This window comes from Phenylobacterium sp., assembly GCF_028290885.1.
GTDB lineage: Bacteria > Pseudomonadota > Alphaproteobacteria > Caulobacterales > Caulobacteraceae > Phenylobacterium.
On record NZ_JAQGIZ010000090.1, the window covers coordinates 12,611 to 37,220 of the forward strand.

Below are 24,610 nucleotides of genomic sequence, written 5' to 3' on the forward strand. Positions count from 1 at the left end.
GCTTCCGGCATCCGGAGGGCCGTGTTAAGCGCGGCGCGTGAACCCCGCCATTGTGTTCGAGCCGGACGGCTACCTGTTGACCGGCCCCAAGCTGATGGGCCGCCAATCGGCGGGGGCCGGGTTCCTGCGCGCGGCGGTGCAGGGACGAGGGGCCCAGCCTGTCACGGCCTACACGCCGTCGGCCAATTCCGCGGAGGTCTTCCGCCGCACGGTCGCCGACATCGATCCCGCCGCCGCAACCGAATGGATCGCGGGCGATCGGCTGGATCTGCTGGCCGGAATAGGCCTGCTCTATCGGCCCGACCAGGTCCTGGGCCCCATGGCCCGACAGCGGCTTCGCGTGGGTCCCGCGGCCTATAGCCTCTGCGGCGTGACCCATACCCTGGCCACCTCCTGGACCCTGGACGCCATCGCCAAGATCCTGGTGGACCCGGTGATGCCCTGGGACGCGCTGATCTGCACCTCCAAGGCCGCGCTCACGGTCGTTGAGGCAGTGCTTGATCGCGAGGCGGAGCACCAGCGCTGGCGAACGCGACAGGATGTGGCGAGCGAGCGGCCGCTGCTGCCGGTCATCCCGCTTGGGGTCCACACCGACGATTTCGCGTTCACCGCGCAGGAGCGCCAGGCATCGCGAGCCGCCGTCGGCCTGAACGATACGGATGTAGCCGTTCTGTTCGCCGGACGCCTGTCGATCGCCGGCAAGGCTCATCCCTATCCGATGCTCTTGGCGCTGCAGGATGTCGCCAGGGAGACGGGCAGGAGCATCGTCCTGCTGCTCGCCGGCCAGGCCTTCAACGCGGCGACCGGGAGCCTCTTCGAGACCGCCGTCGCCACCTTTTGCCCCGACGTCAGGCCGGTCTTCGTCGATGGGAAGGACTTCGCGGCCTACCGCGGAGCCTGGGCGGCCGCGGACCTATTCATCTCCTTGGCGGACTCCATCCAGGAGACCTTCGGCCTCACCCCGCTCGAGGCGATGGCGGCCGGACTGCCGGCTCTGGTGAGCGACTGGAACGGGTACAAGGACACGGTTCGCGACGGCGTCGATGGCTTCCGCATTCCAACCTGGGCGCCGGCGCCGGGCGCGGCCGAGGTTGTCACCCGTTATTTCGAGGCCGGTGTCGGCGGGTACGATGACTACCTCTACCGGAGCAACACCGCCGTGGCCGTCGACATGGGCGAACTCAGGGCGCGCCTGAGCGATCTGGTCCTCGACGAGGCCCTGCGCCGCCGGATGGGCGCCGCCGGCCAGGCGCGCGCGCGATCGACCTTCGACTGGCGCGTCGTCTACCGGAGCTACCAGGACCTGTGGGGCGTCCAGACCGAGATCCGGCGCAAGGCCGCCGCCGATCCCGCGACGCAGGCCTGGCTTTCCCACGCACCCGCAAGCTCCGCGGACCACATGGGGCCGTTCGACACCTTCGCCAGCTATCCGACCCGCCATGTCACCGCCACGACGATCGTCTCGCGGGCCCCCGGGGCGACGCCCGGGGCCTATCGGGCGCTGATCGCCGACCCTTTGCTGTCCCTCTGGCGCGTCGCACCAGAACTCGCCGGCCGGGTGCTGCAGGCGCTGGAAGCCGGGCCCTTGACGGTGGAAGAGCTCGCCGCCGCAACCGGGGTGACCCTCCCCCAGATGACGGAAGTCGCGGCCAGGTTGGCGAAAATCGATCTGCTGATCCTGGCGACCGCCCCGAACGCGGCCTGACGCCTTGGAGCCCGGCGGGCGGAGAGCAAGGAATTGGCTGGGGAACTAGGACTCGAACCTAGAATGACGGTACCAAAAACCGCAGTGTTACCATTACACCATTCCCCAGCAGGAACGGCCCGTAGGGGTGGCCTCACGGAGGCGGTCAGATAGCGCAGGAGACCCTGCGATGCAACGCCCGCAAAGGCCGCTGCTCGCCGCCTTGCGACCCCGGGGACCCTCCTCTATAAGGCGCGCTCCAAAGTCGGAGTGTGGCTCAGTCTGGTAGAGCACCGCGTTCGGGACGCGGGGGTCGCAGGTTCAAATCCTGCCACTCCGACCATTCTTTCCGCCCACAACTCGGCCGGAAATTCCCGTTTCAATTATGCTCGCGAAATCCGCGGCTTAGGCCGCCCCAAGCGCAGTGGCGCGGCTCTCCGCGCAATAATTCTCGCCCTTGCGCGGCACTATCACCGCCTTTCTCTGGGCCCATTCCAAAAGTGTAGGTTTCCACCAAACCCGGCGGCGGGATTCGCTGCTAGCAGAGAACCTACAGGGAAAGGCCCGAACTGCGGCCGCGTCCGGCCGCGCCGCGGATCTTCAACGCCATTGATTTCCCTGCCCTCCGCACCACCGGCACGCCAGGCCGTGGGAACTCGGATCAGGGAATTTGGCCGCGGAAGTCCGATTGGCAGGGATCGACGATGCGCATTACAGGTCGCCGAAAACTCGCCGCTGCTCTTCCCAGTAGATCGGCAGCGTCTGCTGGGTGAGCGCCGCCAAGGTTAGCGATCGCGGCTGGCGTCCTTGCACAACCTGATCGACGAGATCTGGCGCCAGGTAGGCTAGCGGCAGCAGTCGCGCCGTATAGTGCGAGCAGAGCTTCTCGCGGGTCGCCGGTGCGGTGATCGACCCGATCTCGCCGGACTCCAACTGCTGTGCCCAGACCCTGGCCAATGCGATCGCGCGGACCAGCGCCCGATCGATCTTGCCGGCCGCAGCAGGCTGGCCGCCGGCGGCATCGAGCACCAGTGCGCCCTGCCGACGCCGCATGTGGAACGCCACATCGAAGCGGCCGAGTCCCGGCTGGTCATCGATCTCCGCCACCGCCACGTCCGACCGCAGCGCCTGTCGTTGCAGATCCACCACGATCCGATCGGCGCTGAGAGTCACTGCGATTAGAGCTTCCGCGACCCGATCCACTTCTAAGTCGTCAGGTCGCCAGCCCTCCGCCAGTAGCGGCGTCAGCCGATCCACCAGGAACTGCTCCACGAGTCCGGCCGAGATCCGGTGCAATGACCCGGCCTCGCCCTTGCCGGTCAGCTTGGGCCGGGAGACGTAATAGCGGTAGCGCCGGCCCCGGCGATTGGTGTGGACCACCACCATCGCATTGCCGCGATCATCAAACAGCCGTCGCTGGAGGACCGCCGGCTCGCCCGCCAGCGCACTCTTGGGCTGTGAGGCTGGCGCGTCAGCCAGCTTGGCCTGGACCTTGTCCCACAGCTCGGCGTCGACGATCGCCGGATGGGTTCCTACGTAGCGCTTGTCGTGGTGGCGGGTGATACCGCGATAAGCCGGATTGGTCAGAAGGTAGTGCAGCGCTCCACGGCTCAAGTTGCCGCCACCGACGATATTGCTGGCGCGGTTGACCCAGGACTTCCCGTGGACGCCTGAACGCTCCAACGCGTGGATTGACCCCAAGGCGAGATAACGCTCGAACACGGCCGTGACCCGGAGCGCTTCGTCCGGGTTCACCGCCATCGTCTTCGACCCGTTCCTGGGGTCGGGGACGACGATCATCGCCGCCGAGCGCACCGGACGCCGGGGCTATGGCCTGGAGTTCGACACGGCCTACGTCGACGTGATCCTGCGACGCTATGAGGCCGAGACCGGCGGGCCGGCTGTGCTGGCGGCGACCGGCCAAACCTTCGCCGAGCGCGAACGCACGCTTGCCCTCCCCTCGCCCATGCTGGCGCTGCCGGCGCCCAGCCATGACAGCGAGGTGGGCCATGACTGACCGCAAGCCGGACTACGAGGTGGGCTACGGCAAGCCGCCTGCGGCGAGCCGCTTCAAGCCTGGCCGCTCGGGCAATCCGAACGGCCGGCCGAAGGGCGCGAAGAACCTCGCCACCGACCTTGCCGAAGAGCTTGGCGAGACCATCCGGATCCGCGAGGGCGATCGCGAGCTGCGGGTTTCCAAGCAGCGGGCGATGTTGAAGGCCCTGGTCGCTAAGGCGCTGAAGGGCGATGCGCGTGCGGCCAGTCTCTTGATCACCCTGGTCGCCAAGGCGACAGCCGAGGCCGATGGCGCGCCGGCGCCGGCCGACGCGCCACTGGCGGACGTCGACCGCCAGATCCTCGACGACTTCCTGGCGCGAGGGTCGAGCCGACCCGTGGCGCCTGAGACGGCCCCTGCGACCGGGTCCGGTCCGGAGGACGCCCAGTGAACGCGCCCTACAGCCAAGACCTATTCGACGCCCTGCTGCGCGAGGACCTCTGCGCCTTCGTCCACAAGGCCTTCGAGCACCTTGAGGGCAACGCCTTGCGGCCAGGCCGACACATCGAGCTTTTCGCTTCGGAGATGCGCCTCGTCTACGCGGGCGAGACCCTGCGGTTGGTCCTCAACGCCCCGCCCCGCAGCCTGAAGAGCTTCGTGGCGGTCGTGGCGACCGTCGCCTGGGTGCTCGGCAAGTGGCCGGGCTTCAAGGTGATGATCGTCACCCACGACGAGCGACTAGGCCTCGCGCACACCGAGAAGATCCGCAAGCTCCTGCAGGCCGACTGGTATCAGCGGGCTTGCCCCGGCACGCGGCTCGACCCGGATCACAACCGCGCCGGCGACTTCCAGACCACGGCCGGCGGCCATGTGTTCGCGCGATCGCTGGAGTCCGGGACCACCGGCCACGGCGCCGACTGGATCATCATCGACGACCCGCTCGATGCGGGCGTCGTGCAATCCGCCGCCGCTCGCGATCGCGCCTACGGCCTTATCGTGGAGAAATTTGCTTCGCGTCTGAACAGCCAGGCGGCCGGCGCGATCGTCCTGGTCATGCAACGTCTGCACCCCGACGACGTGGCAGGCCAGCTTCTCGAGGGCGGCGGGTTCAAGCACGTGGTCGTCCAACAGATTGCCGAAACCGAGACGACCTACCTCATCGATGGCAAGCCTTGGGTGCGCCCGGTGGGTGACGTGCTTGACCCCGACAACTGGGGCGAGGCGGGTCTGGAGCGCTACCGACGCCAAACGCCCACGTTCGTCTGGCTCTCGCAATATCAACAGACCCCCGTCAGCCCAAGCTCAGGGTTTATCGAGGAACGGTTCTTCACCCCCGTCGAGGTCATACCTGCGCTGCCGTTCGAGACTTTCCTGAGTTTCGACCTCGCCGGCGGAGGCCCCGGTGAGACCGGCTCATATAGCGTCTGCGCCGTCATCCACCGCCACGATCAGAACTACTACATTTCGCAGATCTGGCGCGGTCGGCCGGAGTTCGAGGCGCTTAAGGCGAAGGCCATGTCCTTGATCCACCAGCATCGCAGCGCCCGTGTTCTGATTGAAGACGCAGCGCTTGGGCCGGCTTTGATCTCGTCGCTGCGCCCCATCCTGGCCGGTCGGCTGGTGGTGATACCGCGTCCGTCGCTTTCCAAGGTGGACCGGGTGCTGTCTGTCTTCGACATCCTTGCCGACCGGCGTGTGCACCTGCCGATGCATGAGCCTTGGGTGCGGGACTTCGTGGACGAGGCGGTGCAGTTTCCGGGCGGCAGCCACGACGATCAGCTCGACGCCGTAGTCCAGTGTCTGCGCTGGCTAAGACAAGGCGCCAACAGTCCGCCGTCGCCCTTTGCGATCGGTGGCCCCGCGCACGGCCACGGCCGACCGCATCCCCAGCGCGACCCGCGCCAACGTCACAATGCCAATATGATGCCCCGGCCCCGCTTCGCGCCCTACCGCAATCCGCGGCCTCGCTAGCCAAGACTGCGGTCCACGTCACGGCCCAGCCGCGCCCTTTTGGAGACAGCCTGGGGCAATGACGTCCTAGCCCGCAACTTCTCGCCCGCTGAATAGAAGCATTGCCTGCGCACCGATCTCGATGCGCAGCATGGGTTGGGCGGATCAGGGCTTGAGCAGCATCCAAGGCTCCAGCGTCAGCGCGCTCGCGATCCGCTCGATGTTGTCGAGGGAGACGTTCTTCTCGGCGCGCTCGATGGCGCCGATGTAGGTGCGGTGCAGGCCGCACGCATCGGCGAAGCCTTCCTGGCTGTAGCGGGCCGCTTTGCGCAGGCGGCGCACATTGGCGTTCACTTAAGCACGCCGAGACGTCTACCCAGGTCGCCGGCTCCATCGGTGCCCTGATCCTGGAATATCTCCAGATTTCGCGCCAAACGGATCGAAATCGATCCGTCGAGTTTCAGCGAACCCGAACGTCTGACTAGGCGCTATGCGGCGCCGTCCTCGCCCAGGCGGCTGCGCCTTTGAGAATATGTGCGGCGCCCTTCTCAGCGATCATGATCGTCGCCGCGTTGGTGTTGCCGCTTGGCAGCGTGGGCATGACAGAGGCGTCGACAACACGCAAGCCGTCCACGCCGCGAACGCGAAGCTCTGAGTCGACGACGGCGTCCGGGTCCGTGCCCATGCGGCAGACGCCCGATCCGTGCTCGCCGCGCCAGCTGGCGGCCCGCAGATAGGCATTCCATGCCTCCTCTGTCGCCACGCCTTCACCGGGGATCCGCTCGTCGAAGACCAGCCCGCGCAGGGCGTCCGTCGCGAAGATGCGCCGGATCGTCTCGCAGACGCCGCGGAGCCGCTGCAGGTCTTCGTCATGAGACAGCAGCTCGTGATGGATCACCGGCGGATCGGCTGGGTTGGCGGACCTCAGACTGACCGAGCCCCTCGCCAGGGGCTGGACGACGGCGCCCAGCACGGTGACGGCCGGCCGCTCGTAGAGCCGTCGCTTGTGCAGGTCGCGCACCCCATTCTCGTCCACCGCCACCGTCACCGCATTGGGCGAGAAGCAGATCTGCGAGTCCACGACCGGGCTCTTCGGATCAGCCTTGTAGAAGAGGTTCGCATGCATCGGCGCAGCTGCGATCGGTCCGTGACCGAACAGCAGGTAGTTGAGCAGATGGAAGGGGCCTCTCAGCAGGGTGGCCTCCATGTTCATGGTCGGCACGGCGGCATGCCAGCTCATCTGCGTATAGAGGTCCTCGCGCAGGTTCTGTCCGACCTGCACGCGGTCGGCGACGACGGGGAGGCCCATCTGCCGCAGGTGGCCCGCGGGCCCGACGCCCGAGAGCATGAGTATCTTCGGCGAACCGAACGCGCCTGCGCTGAGGATAACCTCGCCCTCGCAGCCGGCGCGCATGGTGTGTCCGTCGCGAACATATTCGACGCCGACAGCCCGCCGGCCTTCGAACAGAACCCGGCTCACCAAAGCCTCGGTCACCACCGCAAGGTTCGGACGCCCCTGCGCTGGCCGCAGGTAGGAGTCGGCGGTGCTCCAGCGCACGCCGCGCCGAGTGGAGGATTGGGCGAGCCCTACCCCCTCCTGCCGCCTTCCGTTGTAGTCCAGGTTCTCAGGGAAGCCGGCGTCCACGGCGCCGCGAACAAACGCCCGCGTCAATGGATGCACAAACGCCGGGCCGGAGACCGGCTGCGGCCCCGATCCGCCGCGGGCGTCGTCGGCGCCGCCCCGATAGGACTCGGCGCGCCGGAAGAACGGCAGGACGTCGGAATAGGTCCAGCCCGTCGCGCCCTGCCGGCCCCACTCGTCGAACACCGCCGGATCGCCACGCACCCACATCATGCCGTTGACGGTGCTGCCGCCGCCCAGCACCCGGCCGGCCGCCCACTGCTCGACCACGCCGCCCCGGCTCTGGTCCGGCGCGGCCGAATAGCGCCAATCCAACGCCTTCGGGATCAGCAGAAATCCGGCAGGAATGCGGGTGAATATGCCCGAGCGATTCGGACCGGCCTCCAGAAGCAGGACCCGGTTGCGCTGGTCTTCGGACAGGCGGTTCGCCAGTACACATCCCGCAGAGCCGCCGCCGACAATGATGTAGGTCCACTGAGCCGGCTGAACCTCCATGAATCCCCCCTGCCGGTCGGTGGCCGGCTGCTTATCCGTTTTAGATGGTCAGACTTGAAAGAGTAAGCTGTATATCGGGCCTCGGCTGCACCGGGCGGAGCAGTCTCAGTCCCAGACGAGATGCAGGAAGTCCACGCCGAACAGGCCGCCATGGCATTGGTAGGCCTCGCCCGGCGCCAGCCGGAACGGCGGCAGGTGTTTCAGCCACCGCTCCATGGCCACGGCCAACTCGCGGCGCGCGAGATGCGCGCCGACGCAGCGGTGCGGTCCCGACGAGAAGGCCAGATGGCGGTTCGGGGAGCGCTCTGTCCTGACCGCCAGGGGCTCGGCGAATTCGTCCGGATCGAGGCTCGCCAGCGACGTCACGACCTCGATCCAGTCGCCGGCCTTCATCTGCACCCCTGCGGCCTCCACGTCGCGCGTGACCTGGCGATGCGGCACGACGATGGAATAGCGCCGCAACAGCTCCTCGACGGCGCTGCGAATGAGCGACGGGTCCGCCCGCAGCCGCGCTTGCAGTTCGGGATCCTCGGCCAGATGTTTGAAGAAGAACCCAAGCACGTTGGCGACCGTGTCGATGCCGCCGCCGAACACCAGGGTGAGCGTGCCGATGATTTCGTCGTCGGTGAGGGCCCGACCCTGGACCTTTCCGTTCACCACAATGCTGATGACGTCGCCACCAGACTGGTCGGCCCGCGCCTTCGCCACCTCTCGCAGGTAGGAGATAACCTCCCGCATGGCTGCCCGGCGCTGATCCACGTCCGGCGAATGCAGGATATCGTCCATCCAACCGGAGAAGAGTTCCACGTTCTCGATGGGCAGTCCCATGATTTCGAGGAAGATCGACACCGGGAAAGCCCGGCCGAACGCGGACATGAACTCGCAGCCCTTCTGTCCGACCAACTTGTCGATCAGCTCGACAGCACGTTGCTCCACCCGCGGTTCCAAGCTGGCGATGGCCTTCGGGCTGAACAGCGGATTAAGCAGGGTACGGAAGTCCGAGTGGACCGGCGGGTCGAGCTCGGCCGGGATCAGCGGCCAGGTTTCCCCGACCAGTGCGGAAAAGCCGGCCATACCCCTAGACGAGAAGGTCTCGGGGTCCTGCAGGATGTCGCGGATGTCGGCGGCCCTAGTCGGCATCCAATATCCACCGCGCATCGGCTCGCCGGTGTTGTAGACAGTGCGCGGCCCTTCGTGCAGCGTGGTCAAGGTCTCGAACGGGCGCTTGGCGATGCCGGGCCCGTTCAGCAGGTTGATGTCGCGGACGAGTTCGTCGGGGACGTGAGCCGGAACCGGCGCATTCGGATCGCGCGCAAAATCGGGGACGTCGGACATGGGCTTCGGCCTTGGCTAGTTGGAGAACCCGAATACGGACTTGTATTCGATGAATCCGGCGAGACCTTCGGGGCCCATCTCGCGGCCGATCCCCGACCCTTTGAAGCCGCCGAAGGGGCAGAGGGGATCGACGCCGAACATGTTCACTCCGATGGTCCCTGTGCGGATCTGGCTGGCGGCGCGATAGGCCCGTTCCGAATCCGCCGAGAACACGGCTCCGCCAAGCCCGTAGGTCGAGGCGTTGGCCAGTTCGATCGCCGCCTCGTCGCCGCCGTCGTAGGGGATGATCACCCCCACGGGCCCGAAGATCTCGTCGCGTGCGATCGTCATGTCGTTGGCAGCGTCAGAGAACACCGTGGGCTCGACATACCAGCCCTTGTCCAGTCCCGCGGGGCGTCCGCCGCCCACGGCGAGGGTTGCGCCTTCCGCCCTGCCCAGGGCGATGTAGCGCTCGACGCGGTCCCTCTGCCGCTCCGCGATCAGGGGACCAAGTTCCGTGGCGGGATCGCGCGGGTCTCCGACCGTGAGGCGCTGGACGACGTCCACGAAGGCGTCGACGACCTCGTTGTGCCGCGCGCGCGGCACGATCACCCGAGTGAGGGCCGCGCAGGCCTGGCCGTTGTTGAAGGCCAGACCGAGCGGGACGGCGCACTGTACCAGGCTCGTGATGTCGGCGTCGTCGAGCATCACGGCCGCTGACTTGCCGCCGAGTTCCAACCCGCACCTCTTGAGTTGTTCGCCGCAGATCGCCCCGATCTTGCGGCCCGCAGCGGTGCTGCCGGTAAACGAGACCTTGTCGATGCCCGGATGCCTGACGAGGTAGTCGCCCACCTCCCGACCCCCGGGGATAATGTTCAACACGCCCGGCGGGAGCCCAGCTTGCTCTGCCGCGTCGGCCAAACAGAAGGCGTCGAGCGGGGTTTCCTGAGCCGGCTTGGCGACCACAACACACCCGGCGGCCAGGGCCGGGGCCACCTTGAGCGCAAGGATGTACATCGGGCCGTTCCATGGCGTGATCGCCGCCACCACACCCACCGGCTCTTGGCGGATGACGGCCGGGCCCAGGGCGCCCTGACGCGCCGCCTCGAACGGCCAGGTCTCGGCGAGGTCTGCGTAGTACTCAAAGAGCCGCGACACCCCATCGCCGCCTCCCCGCTTTAGGAAGGTGATGGGTGCGCCCATCTCATCGCAGAGCAGTTCCGCCACTTCGTCGGCCTGCGCGCGTAGGATTGCGGCCATGCGGCGCAGGACGACCGCGCGCTCCGCCGACGCCATCCTTGGCCAGGGCCCTCTGTCGAACGCCTCTCGCGCCGCCGCTACCGCGAGGTCCATATCCGCCGGCGATCCGTCGGGAGCCTGGCCGACATACTTCAGGTCGGCGGGCGAATGGACCCGAATCTCGCCGCCGGTCGCTGGCGGCAGCCACTTTCCACCGATGAAATGCTCACGCCGCTCACGCACCCGACCGTCCCTCGCTATGGACCGCCTCGCGGGGCGGAAGTCACTCTTGCTGGGCGACCTGTTGAGTTGGACGATCGTACAATACCGTTATCTCTTATGCCACTGCAATTGTGGTTGCCCATTACAGCCCCGATGCCGCATTACAAAAGATATGAATTCACCGCGAAGCCGAAGGGACGACCTCCTCGACGCCGCCGAGCGGCTGTTCGCAGACCGCGGCTTCTACGGGGCGTCGATGCGCGACATCGCCCGCGAAGCCCGCGTGCAACTCGGGCTCTCGACCTACTACTTCACGACCAAGGAGCAGCTCTACCAGGAGGTCCTTCGGCGCAGAGGGGAAGACCTCGTCGCCCTCCTTGAGGACTCGCTCCGGGAGCTGTGCGAAAGGAGGCCACGGCCGACGGTGGCGGAGATCATGGAAGCCTTTATCGTCCCGCACGTGCGGCGGGTGGCAGCCGACGCGGCGTGGCGTCGGTATTCGCAGATCCTTTACCAGCTAGCGGCTTTCGAGGAGCGGCGGTCGCTCGGCGCTTGGCTCTTCCCCCCGCATGAACGGGTACTCGACCTCTATGTCGAAGCCCTGGGCGGGGCGCTGCCCGGCGCCGAGCCGCGAAAGCTTCGCATCGCGATGCTGTTCGCACGTCAGTTGAAGCTTGGTTTCATTGTGAACATGAGCTCCGAGTCGGCGGCGCCTGACCCCGCCCGTCTTTCGCTGGACGTCCTTCCGCAACTGGTGGATTTCGCGAGAGTCGGTGTGGTCGCCGCAGCAGCGGCCGAGGCGGTTCCCATCCCCCAGCCACGCCGACTCAGGACCCGCCGTTAGAGCGCCATGGCCCCACCCTCGTCGATCATCGCTAGGCAGCCGCTGAGGCCCGAAAGACTCACGCGATCCAAGTCAAAACCTGGGAGGCTACCGTGGCGGATAGGATTCTGGAGGGCGTGCGCATCTTGGACTTCGGCCGCTACATCGCCGGCCCGTTCTGCGCCGCCCTCCTCGCCGACCTGGGCGCTGACGTGATCCGCGTCGAGCGGGTCGACGGAGGTGAAGACCGCTACATCTACCGTGTCGCCGATGCAGGCGACGGCGCCCTGTTCCTGCAGATGAACCGCAACAAGCGCGGCATCACCATGGACCCGAAGGCGCCGGGCAGCGCCGAGATTCTCCGGCGCCTGGTAGCTAAGTCGAACGTGGTGATCGCCAACCTGCCAAACGAGACCTTGCACGACCTCGGCCTCGACTACGAGAGCCTCGCGGCTATCCGGCCCGACGTAATCCTGACGGCGATATCGGCCTTCGGTTCCGAGGGGCCCTATGCTTCACAGGTTGGCTTCGACGGCGTCGGCCAGGCCATGAGCGGCGCAGCCTACCTCTCGGGCTTCGACCGGCCGACCAAGTCCTTCGCCTCCTGGGTCGATATGATGAGCGCCTCGCTGGCGGCGTTCGGGACAATGGCAGCAATCCACGAGCACGCCCGCAACGGCCGCGGCCAGGTGGTCCAGGCCAGCCTGTTCACCTCCGCGCTCACGGCCATGAACTTCCCGCTGATCGAGCAGGCGCTCACCGGCGTGGAGCGCGAGCGGACGGGGAACCGTGGCCAGTCCGGCGCGCCGGCGGACTTCTTCGAGACCCGGGACGGCTGGATCGTAGTGCAAGTGCTCGGCGAGCCCCTCTTCCGACGCTGGGCGCGCCTGGTCGGGCAAGTCGATTGGCTGGGCGACTCGCGATTCGCTACCGACGCCCTGCGCGCCGACAACGGCGAGGTCCTCAGCGCGCGGACCGCGGCCTGGTGCGCGGACCTGACCACCGAGGACGCGCTGGCCCGACTGGCGGAGGCGCGGATTCCGGCAGGACCCGTGCTGTCGCCGCGGGAGGCGCTGCAGGATCGCCATGTTCGCGAAGCCGGACTGCTGGTGGAGATGGACTTTCCGGGCGCGGATAGGACGCCGCTGATCCTGCCGTCGATCGGTCTGACGCAGACGCCGGCGCGGCTTTGGCGGCGCGCGCCCACGCTCGGCGAACACACGGACGAAGTCCTGGCCGAGCTCGGCTTCAGCGCGGTAGAGATCGCGGGCTTTCGGACGTCGCGCGCGATCTAGGCGCGCCCCGGGGCCCGACGATCCTCTCGTATCGGCGGGGCAATCAGGGTACGGTCTCAGAACGACTTGCGGATCTCGACGCCGTAGGTCCGCGGCGACCCCAAGGCGCCGGACGCGATACCGAGCGACTCGATGTCGATCGTATTGGCGAAATAGGTTTTGTCCGTCAGGTTCCGCACCCAGACCGCCAGCTTCAGGTCATGCTTCGGGATGTTGAGCTGCAGGCGCGCGTTCCACAGGGAATAGGCGGGCTGCATGGTGGCCGACGAGGGGATCAGTGGACCGTGGTTGTCCGGCTGAAAGTCGACAAGGTCCTGATAGCTCCAGTCCAACGAGCCGACCAGATCTCCAACCGGCGCCGGCACCGTGTAGGACGCCGAGATGCTGCTCTGCAATCTCGGTTGGCCCGGGAACTTGCGGTTCGAGATGTCGACCGGGACGCCGCCGACGAAGGTGACGTAGTTCAGATACTTGGCGTCCACATAGGCGAGCGTGCCCGAGATGGTGAAGGCATCGACCGGAGTCGCGCTCACCTCCAGTTCGGCGCCATCAATCCTTGCCTTCGCCGCATTGCGGATAAAGGATGAGGCCCCCACCGCGCCGATCACGTTGCGCTGGATCTGGTCGTAATTGGAGCGGAAGACATCGGCGTTGGCGCGAAGTCGATGGTCCGCGGACTGCAGCTTCAGGCCGACTTCATAGTCCTTGACCTTTTCGGGCAGGAACGAGGTCCCGACGTTGGCGCGCTGGTTGAAGCCGCCCGACTTAAAGCCGGTCGCGGTCCGCGCATAGACGAACACCGAGTCGTTGACCGTGTAGTCCGCGCCCAGCGCGTAGGAGGTGTTGTTGAAATCCTTGCTGAAACTCGCGACGCAGGCCGCGAGGCTGGTGATGCCTGGAATCTCGCAGGCCAGCGGATCGCGGTTGCGCGCGGTGATGTCTTTCGACTCGCTGGTGTACCGCACCCCGGCGGTGGCGTTTAGCTTGTCGGTGATCGCATAGGTGGCTTGCGCGTAGACCGAATTGCTCTTGGTCTTGAGATCCGCGTCGGTCTGCGAGGGATTTGCCGGGTTAAGGAACGTAAGCGCAACGACCCGGGCGTAGTCTAGACCGGTCGTATCGTAGTAATAGTAGCCAGCAATCCAGTTCAACTTCTTGTCGAAATTCGTGCCCTGGAGCTGGAGTTCCTCTGTGAGCATGTTCGTCGAGTTGTCGATGTAGGTCGAGATCTCACCGAACGGGACGAAGCTTGCGTCGGCGGTCCGTTTGAAGCGGCGATAGGCGGTAATCGACTTCAGGTCGATCTGGTCGGTGAGCGCATAGGTGGCCGTAATCGACCCGCCGTAGGCTGACAGCTTGGAATCGGGCGCTGCGTAGTAGCTCTCCTTGTGGGGGTCGCTGTTGATGCTGGCGTTGAGCAGGGCCAGCCCCTGCGCGGCCACGGCCGGAGTCTGCGCCGGCGTCGCCGGGAAGATGCCGTTGAAGAAAGCCGCCTGCAGTCCTGCAGGAATGGCGGCGGCGCCGACGGTGTGCCACGCGATGCCGCCCTCGCTGCCGCGGACATAATCGCCGCGCACCAGCACCTCGAGCTTGTCTGTAGGATCGAGCCGGAGAGTTGCGCGGATGCTTCTGCTATGTTCATCGAGCAGGTCCGTGTGGTGGACCGTGTCCTGCGCATACCCCGAATGGTCCACCAAGTTTGCGCTGACCCTAAGGGAGACGCCCTTCGCGAGCGGCAAGTTGACGGTGCCCGCGGCCTCATAGCGGTCAAAATTGCCAGCCCCGGCCAAGAGTGTCCCGCTCAGGCCGTCGGAGTTGGGCAGGGTGCTGATGATGTTCACCGAACCGCCGGTGGTGTTGCGGCCGTATAGCGTGCCTTGCGGCCCCTTCAGCACCTCGATCCGTTCCAGGTCCAGCAGGCTCGAAATGTTGGTGGCCGAGGTGGTCGCGATGTAGACCCCGTCCATGTATTCGCCGACCGATGGGTCCTGGCCTTGAAGGTTGTCTGAGGCCCTCTGGCCGCGCAGCCCGACGAACGACGACATCGTGTCGTACGGAGTCTGCTGGAAGGTCAGCCCGGGCGTGAACCGCTGGATGTCCTCGAGCGTCTGGATCGAACGCCGCTCCAGGTCCGCCTTCGAGATGACGCTGATCGCGACCGGCGTCCGCTCCACGTCCTCCTCGCGTTTCCGCGCGGTGACGATGACCTCAGCGACAGCCGCGGTCGGGCTGGCGGCGGTGGCTTCCGCGGCCGCCGCTGCGCCGGGCACTGTGGTTGTGGCGGCGATCACTGCGACGGACGTCAGCAGGCGAGCCGTCAGGCTTTTCATGGAATTCATTTTGACCCTCCCTCGACCCGGTCTGCTTATTGCGCCTCGATTGAGCGCCCGCGCCGCGGCCTTAGCTGTACGATCGTACAATAGCGTTATCTCAAATGCGAGAGCGGATTCTTTTCCAGACGCATGGCGGCGATGGATCGCATCCGATTGACGACTTGCGATTTAATAAAGTAATTTCTTTGTGGCGCTGACGGCAGGTAGGCTTCGTCCCGTCAGCCGCGAATGGCGGTGGCCGCGCGGATCGAGTTCAGAACTTGAAGGAGCCTTCCCATGGATGTCAGTCTCGCCACGGAAGCGCCTGCGGCGCGGGCCAATCCGCTTTCCTTGGAACAGCTGATCGTCCGCGCGAAGGCCGGCGCTGGACTGACCGACCTTGGTGATACGGGTTTTCGGCCGGCGCTGGACGCTTTCGTCTCGGCGATCAATTCGGAAAGCCTGCTGACCACCGACGCCCTGAAGCGCCAGGAGGCCGAGATCGTCTCGTCCCTCGCGGCCCGGCTGCGTAACCGCGGGCACCGAACGCGCGATTGCCGGCTGGGAGGGCGAGAACCCGCAGCACAAGGGCGGCGGCTAAAGTTACAGCCTGGAGGAATTCGGGCTGAGCGAAGGCCACCTGGCCGACTTCCTCGCTCCTTACCTCGACCGCTTTTCGAGCCTCTTCTGAGTGGGGACCCGATGAGCCGGGACGAACCAGGCGCGGTCCTGCAGGCGGCATGGGACGCCATGTGCGACGAGCTCAAGGTGGCCGGCGCGGCAGTCATGCGGGAAGGCGTCGACCAGACCGAGGCCAGCCTGGCGCGGGGCTTCGAGCACCTCGCCCACCTGGTCCTCGACAGCCTCACCTGGGCAACCGCCCCGGGCCCGGACTTCCCTCGCTTCGTGCACATGAACGACACGCCCGAGATCGCCGACAACCGCTTTGCTGCGACCCGCCCCGACGCCAGCTATCGGATCACCGGGCGGATCGACACGCTCTGCGACGTGAACATATCCCTGCACGAGGGCTGGCCCTTCCTTGGCGGCCGGCGGGTGTGGGGCGACCTTGGCCGCAGGGACTTGCATGTGGACGAGGCCGGCCGCTTCGAGATCGTCGTCAGCGCCGAACCGCAGGCCGCAAACTGGCTGCCGCTGCCGCCTGAGGCGCGCATTGTCCAGGTGCGGGAGTATTTCACCGATTGGGACAGCCATCGGCCCGGCGTGTTGGAGATTGTCCGCCAGGGCAGCGAAGGCCAGGCGCCGCCGAGGCCGCAGGCGGCCGACGTGGCCGCGCGGTTCGCGAGCGTCGGCCCCTGGCTGCAGGGCTATCTGACGACTCACGGCCAGATGGTCCGCCATCGGTTCAGCGTCATCAACGGCGTCGCCCAGCCCGCGCCGGCGGCGGCTTGCAACCGCAACGTCTGGTACGGACCGGGCCGGTTCCGGCTGACGCCCGACGAGGCGCTGATCATCGAATTCCAGCCGCCAAAGGCCCGCGCCTGGACGATCCAGTGGCTGACCTTTCCGTGGTACGAGCCACCGGACCTTGCCAACCGCGCGACGAGTCTGATGGCCGAGGACGCGGTGGTCGGTTCGGACGGACGCGTCCGTGTCGTCGTCACTGGACGCGATCCCGGCGTCCCGAACTGGCTCGACATCGGCGACAGCACCGAAGGCGTCGTGATGCTACGCTGGATCTGGTGCGACGAGGCGTTTCCGGTGACGAGCACAATGACCGAGTGGAAGACACTCCACGAACGCCTGCCCGCGGATACGGCCCGCGTCACACCGGACACGCGCAAGGCGCAGCAGGCCCGCCGCCGGTCGCACTGGGCTGGGCGCGCCCGCTAGCTAGGCGGCGTCCGCCGCTCGCCGCCGTCGGTCAGTAGCTCTTCGGGAGGCCGAGGACGCGCTCAGCGATGTAGTTGAAGATCATTTCCCGGCTGACCGGCGCGAGGCGCGCGATCATCGACTCGCGCATGTACCGCTCGACATCGAACTCCTTAGCGTAGCCCATGCCGCCGTGCGTCATGACCGCGGTTTCGCAAGCCCTAAATCCTGCCTCGCCGCCCAGGTATTTGGCGGCGTTAGCCTCCGCGCCACATTCCTGTCCTACGTCGTGCAGGGACGCGGCCTTAAAGACCATTAAATTGGCCGCTTCCAGCTCCATCCAGCAGCGCGCCAGAGGGTGGGCAACGCCCTGGTTCTGGCCGATCGGCCGACCGAACACGACGCGCTCCTTGGCGTAGTTCGCGGCCCGTGCTAGGGCGGCGCGACCCAAGCCAACGGCCTCGGCACCGATCAGCACGCGCTCGGGGTTCAAGCCTTCCAGCAGGTAGTAGAACCCCTTGCCCTCATCGCCCACGAGGTCCTCCGCCGGGACCTCGAGGCCGTCGATGAAGACGGCGTTCGACTCCACCGCCTTGCGGCCCATCTTCGGGATCGGCCTCGCGTCGATCTTGCTGCGGTCGAAGTCTGCGTAGAACAGCGACAGCCCCTCGGTCGGCCGCCGCACCTGATCCTTGGGGGTGGTCCGTGCGATGATCAGGATCTTGCTCGCTTGCTGGGCATTGCTCGTCCACATTTTCCGGCCGCTGATGACGTAGCCGGTGTTGGTGCGCTCCGCGCGCGTCGAGAGATTGGTTGTATCGAGGCCGGCGTCGGGCTCGGTAACCCCGAAGCACATGCGGTCTTCGCCCGAAATCAACCGCGGGATGTGGCGGCGCTTCTGTTCCTCACTGCCGAATTTCACGAGCGGCATCGGGCCGAAGATGTTCAGGTGCATGGCGCTGGCGCCCGAAAACCCGGCCCCAGACTCCGCGACCGCCTGCATCATCACAGCCGCTTCCGTGAGGCCGAGTCCCGAGCCGCCGAACTCGACCGGCATCGCCGTGCCGAGCCAGCCCCCGCCGGTCATGGCGTCCAGGAACGTTTGCGGGAACTGACCGCTCTCATCGGTCTGCCGCCAATATCCGGCATCGAAGCGGGCGCACACGCGCGCGACGCTCTCGCGGATCGTCTCCAGGTCGTCCGGAAGCGACTGTCGGGCGTGGCCGCTCATGGCTCGGGAGGCCTCCGGACGGCTCAGGTCTCGTTCAGGGGATAGCGGGCGGGGTCCACGAAGAGATCCACGCGCAACGGCGCGGCGGGATCCACCCGGTACTGCCGAAGGTCGGTGACGCCCGCGATGGCGAGCACCTCGTCATCAAGCAGAAATTGGCCGCTGAACGTCTTGGCGTCCTTGTTCAGGATCGCGTAGGCGGCCTCCCCCATGATCTCGGGCGTGCGGGTCTCGCGCATGCCCTCGTCACCGAAGCGGTTCCGGATCGCCGCTGTGGCGATCGGGGTGTGCGGCCAAAGCGCATTGAAGGCGATCTCGCCGCGGAACTCTTCGGCCATGCCCAGGACGCACATCGACATGCCGTACTTGGCGATCGTGTAGGCGACGTGGGGTCCGAACCATCGCGGGTTCATGTCGAGTGGCGGTGACAGCATCAGGACATGCGGGTTCGCCGCCCGGCGCAGGTGCGGGAGGCATGCCTTCGACGTCAGGAATGTCCCGCGTAGATTGATCTGGTGCATCAGGTCGTAGCGCTTGATGTCGGTCTCGAGCGTGCCGGTGAGCGAGATCGCCGAGGCGTTGTTGACGCAGATGTCGATGCCGCCGAAACGCTCCACCGCGGCGTCGACCGCGGTCTGCACGGCCTCTTCGCTGCGCACGTCGACGACCAATGGCAGGGCTTGGCCACCGGCGCGCTCGATGTCCTCGGCGGCGGTGTAGATGGTGCCCGGCAGCTTCGGATGAGGCTCGGCCGTCTTGGCTGCGATCACGACGTTCGCCCCGTCGCGCGCGGCGCGCATTGAGATCGCCAGGCCGATGCCTCGGCTGGCGCCCGTCACGAAGAGGGTTTTCCCCTTCAGGCCCATGCAATCCGCTCCAACTTAGGAGGGCGCCGCAAGACGCCTCATCACAGGCTTTGATACATGGTTCGACAAAAGAATAAACTCAATTTGCGGTGGTTACGAAGAAACAGCTCCTCGTTTCTAGCAACGAATTCCAGACGGCGGGCGGGTCCGCTACAATGAGTTTACTTTGCCAACGACGGAGTCGGTGGGCATGGCCGGGCGGTGGGAAAGGTGGCCCCAAATGTCAGCACCGTGGTCTGCAAGCGCCGCTTTCATCGCGCCGGACCGGCCAGAGTACGGCAATCCACCACCTCGCGTTCCCCTCGTTTGCGGCGGCCTGCGCACGAAGACCGCGGCCGCCTTCAGATTCATGTATCTCATTTTGGGAAGAGCCGGAAGGCATGGACCCGGTGATCGCGCCGAGGGCCAGGGCGATCGGCGCTGTCGTTCCGCCTTCAAATCCTATGAACTGGGCGACCGAGCGAGCCGCTCTTGAATCCGGGAAATATCTCCAGGCGCGCGCGGCTTCGCGGCTTTTCAGTAAACGGAATTATGCTAGGGTGCGCCTTGGGTACATTCTGTCGCGCTCGGGGCGAGGGTCCATCTTCCTCCTAGAGACTGCCGCCCGGCTTGCGCCGGGCGGCCATTTTTTTTAGGTCCATCGCTGATTTGGCGGCGACCTCGCTGCGAGAGCTCAACTCGGTTGGCGTGCCCTAAGGCATCGGTGTGGGCAAACGGCCTTGCAATTCAAGAGATGTCCACGTATCGGAAAACCTCTAAATGGGTAACTCAATATGCGAGTTCCATCGGCAATGGCGAGTGACGAGCACGTAGGAGATCAGCGGTTGAAGCGTGTCGGCAATCCGCCACCGGCTGCATACAGGCCGGACCTCTCCCGTTGCGGCGTGGGTGCGGCGATGCGGCGCTTCGGACTCACGCCGCGGGCGCTGCGGTTCTATGAGGAACGTGGCCTGATCACGGTCGGTCGCGATCGCCTGAACCGGCGCTGGTATGACGTCCGGGCGCGGGAGCGTCTTTCCTGGATCAGCCTCCTTCGGACCTGCGGCCTGGGGCTGTCGGACATCCGCAAAATCCTCGACCTCGACCGCGAACCAGGAACAATGGCCAGCTTAGCTGCCGCCTTCCTCGACAAACGCGCTCAGCAGCTCACACAGGACCTGGCGCGAGTGCGGAACGGGCTAGACGTGTTGCTTTCCCCGTCAGCGCGCCGCGCAGGCTAGGGGTTCGCCGGCCCGATGCCCCGTCCCCTGCAACTGGGCTTCGGATTGATCCATGGCGGTTTTCACGGCGCCTGGTGCTGGAGCGAGGTGGTGCGCCGGCTGGCCTGGCCTTGCGCCGCGGTGGACCTGCCCGGCCGAACCGGATCGCGGGAGCAACTCGCCGGCATCACCTATGAGGACTGGGTCCAGTCGGCGACCGTGCAAATCGGCGCCCTGGCCGTCGATCGCCTGGTGATCGTCGCCCACTCGCTGGGCGGGATCACGCTTCCCGCCGTTGCGGAACGACTATCCGACAAGGTCCGCCATTGCGTCTTCATCGCGGCGGTGATGCCGCCCGAGGGCCGCGCGTTCGCCGACCTTGGGCATATCGCCGAAGCGGCGGACGGCGTCTGGCCGAAGCCGCCGAGCGAGGCGTTGGAGCGCTCGCTCTGCAACGACATGCCGCCCGGCTCGATCGACGGGCTGTGGCCCAAGCTTGCCCAGGCCGAGCCGCTGGGCCCGCTCCGCCACGCGATCAGCCGTCGCACGATTCTGCGCACGCCGGTGACCTTCATCCGCGCTCTTCGAGACGTGACGGGCTGCTTGGGCGACCTGGACGCGGGTGACAGTCCGCTCCGCGCGGAATTCCCGGATGCCACGATCGAGCACGTCGAGGCTGGCCATAGCCTCATTATGACCGCACCCGATGAGGTCGCGCGTCTGCTGACCCGCATCGGCAAGGACGTATTGCGGGCCGGCTGAGCCGCCGGCGGCCGCGTTTCAGTTCGCCGTGGCCGGCTGGCCCACCTTCACGCCGTAGACTCGCTCGGCGTTCTGGTAGAGCACCTTGCGCTGGGTTTCGACGGAATGATGGCCGAGCGTCGCCACAACCTGCTCTCGAACGCCCGGGTAGAGCGAGGTCGGATGCGGAAAGTCGGTCTCGAACATGAGATTGCTGTTGCCGAATTCCTTCAAGAACGGGTCGATGCAGTTGCTGTCCTCGAACCAGTAGGCGGCGTAGATCTGGTCAATGAACATCTCTTTGGGACCGCGCTTGAACTTTGCGCGTTGGCCCGGCGTCAGCATCTCGCGCCAGTTGTGTTCCAGGGCCTGGATGAGGAAGGGGATCCAGCCCGCCCCGCTCTCCACGACGACGAAGTTGAGCTTGGGGAATTTTTCGAGGATGCCGGTCAGGATCAGGTTCATGATGTCGACCGAGATCTGCAGGAAGTTGTTGATGGCGGTGAACGTCGCCAGCGGCCCGTTCAAGGTCATGTCGGGCAGGATCGACGAGCGCTCCGGATGCCACCACTTCTCCTTCTCACCTTCGAAGGAGCCAGACCCGATGTGGAAGTTGATCGGCAGACCGAGGTCCTGGCAGGTGGCGAAGAAACGCTCCCATTCGGGGCTGGCGAGCGAGACCTGCCCGAAGTCCTTGGGCTTGTCCGACATGGCCACCCCGGTCAGGCCCATCTTGCGGATCCGCTCAAGCTCTTTCAGCGAGGCCTCGATGTCCCACAGGGGCAGCGCGGCCTGGGGTAGAAGACGACCCTGGCCATCCTTCTGGAAGTCGACGAGGGCGTCGTTGTAGGCCTGGACGTGCCAATGGCGCAGCTCCACGTCATCGCTGACCTGCATCAGCTTCTGCGCCCCGAAGCCGATGATGTTCGGATAAACGATCTGGGTGCCGACCCCCTGGCTATCCATGAACTTCAGCCGCGCCGGGGCCGAATACGACGCGGCCGCCATCTGGTCGAAGTCAGGGATGGTGTAGGTGTGCAGTTCCTTGCCGAGGTCGGCCCGGACCACGGACGGCCCGATCATGCCGACCTCCATGTTGCCCAGGAACCAGGCCTGTTTGCCGTCTTCCTTGCGCCTGACGTGCAGGACCCGGTCGCGATACTTCGCCGGGGCGCGCGAGGTCCACAGGTCCCCGGGCTCCGCAAAGTGGGTGTCGATATCGAAGATGGGCAGCTGGTCCATAGGCGTCTCCCGGCATTTGGCCGGGCTCGAGCTCGGCCATCGATTGATTTCATGATAAGGATTATCTGAATTCGACCTCAGCGGAAAGGCAGATTTTCATCAGAGCAGCTATTGGGCGACGGCGCTTCGGCGCCCATAACTGATAACGATTTGGGTTTCGTCGCGACGTCCCATCGGCCGGCGCGGCAACCAGGCAACCGCAAGGCCGCGACGCCGAAGGAGAGGCGGACCGTTTGCGTTCGGATCAAATTGAGATAACTCTAAATCACACCCATCATTCCGGAACCCCGATGCCGCTTGAGCCTTACGACCTCTCCGATGCGTCCGGCCGCGTCGTCGGCAAGGTCCTCAGCCACCAGGCGAGGCAGCGCGGAGAGCGGGTCTGGCTCGTGTCCGACGACCGCCGTGTGACCTTCGCGGAAGCCGATGCTCTGGTGAACCGGATCGCACGCGGCCTGCGATCCCTCGGCGTCGTTCCCGGCGAGCCGGTGACCATGCTCGTGGAGCCGTCGATCGACGCGGTGCTTCTGTCTATGGCGATCACTCGGCTCGGCGGCTTCTTCATAACGATCAGCACCGATTTCCACGGCGCATTCCTCGAAGACGCCCTGCGCAGTTCCGCCGGCTGTTTACTGATCGTCGATGCGGCCTATGTCGAGCGCGTCGCGGCGCTGGGCCAGATCGATCCGGTCGCCGCCTGGGTGATCAACGGCGCGGCCGACCCGGCGTTTCCGGGCGCCAGCGCGCTCGGCGACCTCCTGGCTTTCCCGGCCGACCCGGTGGACGAAGGCGCGACCTGGCAGGATACGGTGCAGGTCTGGTGGTCATCGGGAACCACCGGCAAGCCCAAGGGCGTGATGCACAGTCACAGCTCCGTGCTCCTCCAGGCCACGGGCTACGATCGCGAGTACGAGGAAGACGAGGTCCTCTACTCCTGCACGCCTTTCTATCTCGGCAGCCCATGGTCAGGCACGATCTGGACATCACTGGTGTTCGGCGTGACCGCCGCCATCGACACACGCTTCAGCGTCAGCGGCTTTTGGGACCGTGTCCGGCTCTACGAGGCCACCCAGGCCTACACGCTCGGCGCGATGCACATGCTGTTGTGGAAGCAGCCGCCCGATCCGCAGGATCGCGACCACCGGCTGCGCCGTTTCGTGGCGATACCGATGCCGGCGGAGCTGATCCCCGAGTTCAAGGCGCGCTTCAACATCGCCAGCATGTCTCAAGGCTATGGGACCAGCGAGACCTTCCGCATCTTCGACGCGCCCGATAGCGAACTGGAAGGCGCGGGCGCACGGCTGGGCCGCCCGGTCGCGCACTATGACGTCGCGCTGCTGGGTGAGAACGATCTCCCCGTGGCCGAGGGCGAGGTCGGCGAGGTCTGTGTGCGCCCGCATGACCCCGGGCGCCTCTTCCTCGGGTATTTCGGCGAGCCCGGCCGGACCGTGGAGAGCTGGCGCAGCCTTTGGCACCACACCGGTGACATGGCGCGCAAGACCGAGGACGGCGTCTTCCACTTTGCCGACCGCAAGAAGGACTACATCCGCCTGAAGGGTCGCAACCTGTCGATGTTTGAGGTCGAGGCGATCATCGAGGCCCACCCAGCCGTCGCAGAGGTCGCAGCGTTTGGCGTGACGTCGGAGCTGCTCGACACCGAGGCCGAACTGATGGTCTGCATCGTCCGCAAGCCGGGTTGCGACGTGACGGCCGAAGACATCGCCCGCCACGTCAACCGCAACGCGCCCTACTATTTCGTGCCGCGCTTTCTGGACTTCGTCCCGGAGTTGGCCCGCAACGCCCATGGCCGCACGCCGAAGGAGGCGCTGCGCGCGCGCGGCGTGACCGCGGGGACCTGGGATCGCGAAAAGGTCGGGTTCCGCGTCGAACGGTAGCGTCCGGCCCGTACGCGCACCCGCTCAACAGATAAAGCTATTCGCCTGCCGCTCTAGCACGGAGGAAATGGGTTTGCTCCTTCCGCCGAGAGCGCTGGACAGGCGTGACTCCGCCGAGTAGGTTCATTGAGTTATATCAATAGTGGAGCGCGGAATGGCCACCGAGGGGCTGCTACAGGGCCGGATCACCGACGAATCCCTTGACCTGATGCGCCAGCGCATTGGCTATCCGAATCCGACGGTGCGGAACGGCATCATCGAGGATCCCTGGAACATATCCGCCAGCCAGGAGGCGATCCGACGCTTCGCGATCTCCAACGGCGATGACAATCCGCTTTTTGTCGATCCAGACTATCCGGCGACGACGCGGTGGGGCGGGCCGATCGCGCCGGCCGGCTTTGAGATGTCCATGGGGGTAAAGCGCTACCCTGATATGCCGGATGATATCGAGCGCCCGACGCGCGCGGCGCTGAAGGGCGTGCAACTCTTCCATTCTGGCGGCGAGAACTTCTACTACGCCCCCATCCGCGAAGGGGTGAAGCTCTATGTGTCCCGGTGGGTCGAGAAGGTCGAGGACAAGGTGTCCCAGTTCGCCGGCCGGTCGGCCATCGTCACCAACGGCAAGTCCTAT

General features: G+C 66.1%; 20 protein-coding genes and 2 tRNA genes. 12 read left to right on the top strand and 10 right to left on the bottom strand.

The annotated features are described in order from the left end of the window. Positions 1-37: 37 nt before the first annotated feature. Positions 38-1,705: a glycosyltransferase family 4 protein gene (locus tag JWP28_RS06555; protein WP_299541310.1), complete on the top strand. Its 1,668-nt coding sequence runs from the start codon at positions 38-40 to the stop codon at positions 1,703-1,705. A gap of 34 nt (positions 1,706-1,739) precedes the next feature. Here JWP28_RS06555 and JWP28_RS06560 read toward each other — a convergent pair. Then, a tRNA-Gln gene (locus tag JWP28_RS06560) sits at positions 1,740-1,813 on the bottom strand. 137 nt (positions 1,814-1,950) lie between these two features. Here JWP28_RS06560 and JWP28_RS06565 point away from each other — a divergent pair. Continuing rightward, positions 1,951-2,027 (top strand) — tRNA-Pro (locus JWP28_RS06565). A gap of 368 nt (positions 2,028-2,395) precedes the next feature. On the opposite strand, the gene JWP28_RS06570 is transcribed toward JWP28_RS06565, so the two are convergent. Then, positions 2,396-3,439 (bottom strand): recombinase family protein, encoded by a 1,044-nt coding sequence (locus tag JWP28_RS06570; protein WP_299541311.1) that lies wholly within the window; start codon positions 3,437-3,439, stop codon positions 2,396-2,398. Between JWP28_RS06570 and JWP28_RS06575 the strand changes: the two genes are divergently transcribed. From JWP28_RS06575 to JWP28_RS06585, 3 genes are read left to right on the top strand one after another with little or no spacing between them, the layout of a single operon-like run. Beyond that, complete coding sequence (locus tag JWP28_RS06575; protein WP_299541313.1) at positions 3,411-3,701, top strand: DNA methyltransferase; 291 nt, start codon at positions 3,411-3,413, stop codon at positions 3,699-3,701. The two genes, JWP28_RS06570 and JWP28_RS06575, sit on opposite strands and share 29 nt — an antisense overlap. Then, positions 3,694-4,131: a DUF5681 domain-containing protein gene (locus JWP28_RS06580; protein ID WP_299541315.1), complete on the top strand. Its 438-nt coding sequence runs from the start codon at positions 3,694-3,696 to the stop codon at positions 4,129-4,131. The genes JWP28_RS06575 and JWP28_RS06580 overlap by 8 nt, the downstream gene beginning before the upstream one ends. After that, positions 4,128-5,651 carry a hypothetical protein gene (locus JWP28_RS06585; RefSeq protein ID WP_299541317.1) on the top strand — a complete coding sequence of 508 codons (1,524 nt, stop codon included), beginning with the start codon at positions 4,128-4,130 and terminating at the stop codon, positions 5,649-5,651. Before JWP28_RS06580 ends, JWP28_RS06585 begins: the two co-directional genes overlap by 4 nt. Before the next feature lie 144 nt (positions 5,652-5,795). Here the strand turns inward: JWP28_RS06585 and JWP28_RS06590 are convergent, their stop codons facing one another. The 4 genes from JWP28_RS06590 to JWP28_RS06605 all read right to left on the bottom strand — a co-directional run bounded on the left by JWP28_RS06590 (position 5,796) and on the right by JWP28_RS06605 (position 10,563). After that, entirely contained in the window at positions 5,796-5,984 is a 189-nt protein-coding gene (locus JWP28_RS06590) for a helix-turn-helix transcriptional regulator (RefSeq protein ID WP_299541319.1), read from the bottom strand. A gap of 127 nt (positions 5,985-6,111) precedes the next feature. Continuing rightward, positions 6,112-7,767, bottom strand: coding sequence for a GMC family oxidoreductase N-terminal domain-containing protein (locus tag JWP28_RS06595; RefSeq protein WP_299541321.1), 1,656 nt, complete (start codon positions 7,765-7,767; stop codon positions 6,112-6,114). Positions 7,768-7,872: 105 nt separating this feature from the next. Continuing rightward, complete coding sequence (locus tag JWP28_RS06600) at positions 7,873-9,102, bottom strand: cytochrome P450 (RefSeq protein ID WP_299541323.1); 1,230 nt, start codon at positions 9,100-9,102, stop codon at positions 7,873-7,875. 15 nt (positions 9,103-9,117) lie between these two features. Then, positions 9,118-10,563: an aldehyde dehydrogenase gene (locus JWP28_RS06605; RefSeq protein ID WP_299541325.1), complete on the bottom strand. Its 1,446-nt coding sequence runs from the start codon at positions 10,561-10,563 to the stop codon at positions 9,118-9,120. Positions 10,564-10,714: 151 nt separating this feature from the next. Between JWP28_RS06605 and JWP28_RS06610 the strand changes: the two genes are divergently transcribed. Together JWP28_RS06610 and JWP28_RS06615 are read left to right on the top strand one after the other, a co-directional pair. Continuing rightward, positions 10,715-11,386 carry a TetR/AcrR family transcriptional regulator gene (locus tag JWP28_RS06610; RefSeq protein ID WP_299541347.1) on the top strand — a complete coding sequence of 224 codons (672 nt, stop codon included), beginning with the start codon at positions 10,715-10,717 and terminating at the stop codon, positions 11,384-11,386. A 92-nt stretch (positions 11,387-11,478) separates the two neighbouring features. Beyond that, the gene (locus tag JWP28_RS06615; protein ID WP_299541327.1) at positions 11,479-12,660 is read left to right on the top strand and encodes a CoA transferase; all 1,182 of its coding nucleotides are present in this window, start codon (positions 11,479-11,481) and stop codon (positions 12,658-12,660) included. 56 nt (positions 12,661-12,716) lie between these two features. Here the strand turns inward: JWP28_RS06615 and JWP28_RS06620 are convergent, their stop codons facing one another. After that, the gene (locus JWP28_RS06620; protein WP_299541329.1) at positions 12,717-14,999 is read right to left on the bottom strand and encodes a TonB-dependent receptor; all 2,283 of its coding nucleotides are present in this window, start codon (positions 14,997-14,999) and stop codon (positions 12,717-12,719) included. A gap of 675 nt (positions 15,000-15,674) precedes the next feature. On the opposite strand from JWP28_RS06620, the gene JWP28_RS06625 reads away from it, so the two are divergent. After that, a complete protein-coding gene (locus tag JWP28_RS06625; protein ID WP_299541331.1) occupies positions 15,675-16,826 on the top strand; it encodes a DUF1214 domain-containing protein in 1,152 nt (383 codons plus the stop codon). A 31-nt stretch (positions 16,827-16,857) separates the two neighbouring features. Here JWP28_RS06625 and JWP28_RS06630 read toward each other — a convergent pair whose 3' ends face one another. Further along, the gene (locus tag JWP28_RS06630; protein WP_299541333.1) at positions 16,858-18,036 is read right to left on the bottom strand and encodes an acyl-CoA dehydrogenase family protein; all 1,179 of its coding nucleotides are present in this window, start codon (positions 18,034-18,036) and stop codon (positions 16,858-16,860) included. A 23-nt stretch (positions 18,037-18,059) separates the two neighbouring features. After that, a complete protein-coding gene (locus tag JWP28_RS06635; protein WP_299541335.1) occupies positions 18,060-18,902 on the bottom strand; it encodes an NAD(P)-dependent oxidoreductase in 843 nt (280 codons plus the stop codon). Positions 18,903-19,726: 824 nt separating this feature from the next. On the opposite strand from JWP28_RS06635, the gene JWP28_RS06640 reads away from it, so the two are divergent. Beyond that, positions 19,727-20,122: a MerR family transcriptional regulator gene (locus JWP28_RS06640; RefSeq protein ID WP_299541337.1), complete on the top strand. Its 396-nt coding sequence runs from the start codon at positions 19,727-19,729 to the stop codon at positions 20,120-20,122. 15 nt (positions 20,123-20,137) lie between these two features. After that, positions 20,138-20,863: an alpha/beta fold hydrolase gene (locus JWP28_RS06645; protein WP_299541339.1), complete on the top strand. Its 726-nt coding sequence runs from the start codon at positions 20,138-20,140 to the stop codon at positions 20,861-20,863. A gap of 18 nt (positions 20,864-20,881) precedes the next feature. On the opposite strand, the gene JWP28_RS06650 is transcribed toward JWP28_RS06645, so the two are convergent. Beyond that, positions 20,882-22,084, bottom strand: coding sequence for an amidohydrolase family protein (locus tag JWP28_RS06650; protein WP_299541341.1), 1,203 nt, complete (start codon positions 22,082-22,084; stop codon positions 20,882-20,884). Between the two features lie 290 nt (positions 22,085-22,374). Between JWP28_RS06650 and JWP28_RS06655 the strand changes: the two genes are divergently transcribed. After that, complete coding sequence (locus JWP28_RS06655) at positions 22,375-23,979, top strand: AMP-binding protein (protein ID WP_299541343.1); 1,605 nt, start codon at positions 22,375-22,377, stop codon at positions 23,977-23,979. Positions 23,980-24,133: 154 nt separating this feature from the next. Then, on the top strand, positions 24,134-24,610 hold a 477-nt coding region (locus JWP28_RS06660; RefSeq protein ID WP_299541345.1), incomplete at its 3' end, for a MaoC family dehydratase N-terminal domain-containing protein.

Excerpts from the sequence above, each read along its gene's own strand:
- JWP28_RS06645 (WP_299541339.1), top strand. The coding sequence starts at position 20,138 with ATGCCCCGTCCCCTGCAACTGGGCTTCGGATTGATCCATGGCGGTTTT.
- JWP28_RS06650 (WP_299541341.1), bottom strand. The coding sequence starts at position 22,084 with ATGGACCAGCTGCCCATCTTCGATATCGACACCCACTTTGCGGAGCCC.
- JWP28_RS06620 (WP_299541329.1), bottom strand. The coding sequence starts at position 14,999 with ATGAATTCCATGAAAAGCCTGACGGCTCGCCTGCTGACGTCCGTCGCA.
- JWP28_RS06655 (WP_299541343.1), top strand. The coding sequence starts at position 22,375 with ATGCCGCTTGAGCCTTACGACCTCTCCGATGCGTCCGGCCGCGTCGTC.
- JWP28_RS06610 (WP_299541347.1), top strand. The coding sequence starts at position 10,715 with ATGAATTCACCGCGAAGCCGAAGGGACGACCTCCTCGACGCCGCCGAG.
- JWP28_RS06580 (WP_299541315.1), top strand. The coding sequence starts at position 3,694 with ATGACTGACCGCAAGCCGGACTACGAGGTGGGCTACGGCAAGCCGCCT.
- JWP28_RS06635 (WP_299541335.1), bottom strand. The coding sequence starts at position 18,902 with ATGGGCCTGAAGGGGAAAACCCTCTTCGTGACGGGCGCCAGCCGAGGC.
- JWP28_RS06625 (WP_299541331.1), top strand. The coding sequence starts at position 15,675 with ATGAGCCGGGACGAACCAGGCGCGGTCCTGCAGGCGGCATGGGACGCC.
- JWP28_RS06630 (WP_299541333.1), bottom strand. The coding sequence starts at position 18,036 with ATGAGCGGCCACGCCCGACAGTCGCTTCCGGACGACCTGGAGACGATC.
- JWP28_RS06600 (WP_299541323.1), bottom strand. The coding sequence starts at position 9,102 with ATGTCCGACGTCCCCGATTTTGCGCGCGATCCGAATGCGCCGGTTCCG.
- JWP28_RS06595 (WP_299541321.1), bottom strand. The coding sequence starts at position 7,767 with ATGGAGGTTCAGCCGGCTCAGTGGACCTACATCATTGTCGGCGGCGGC.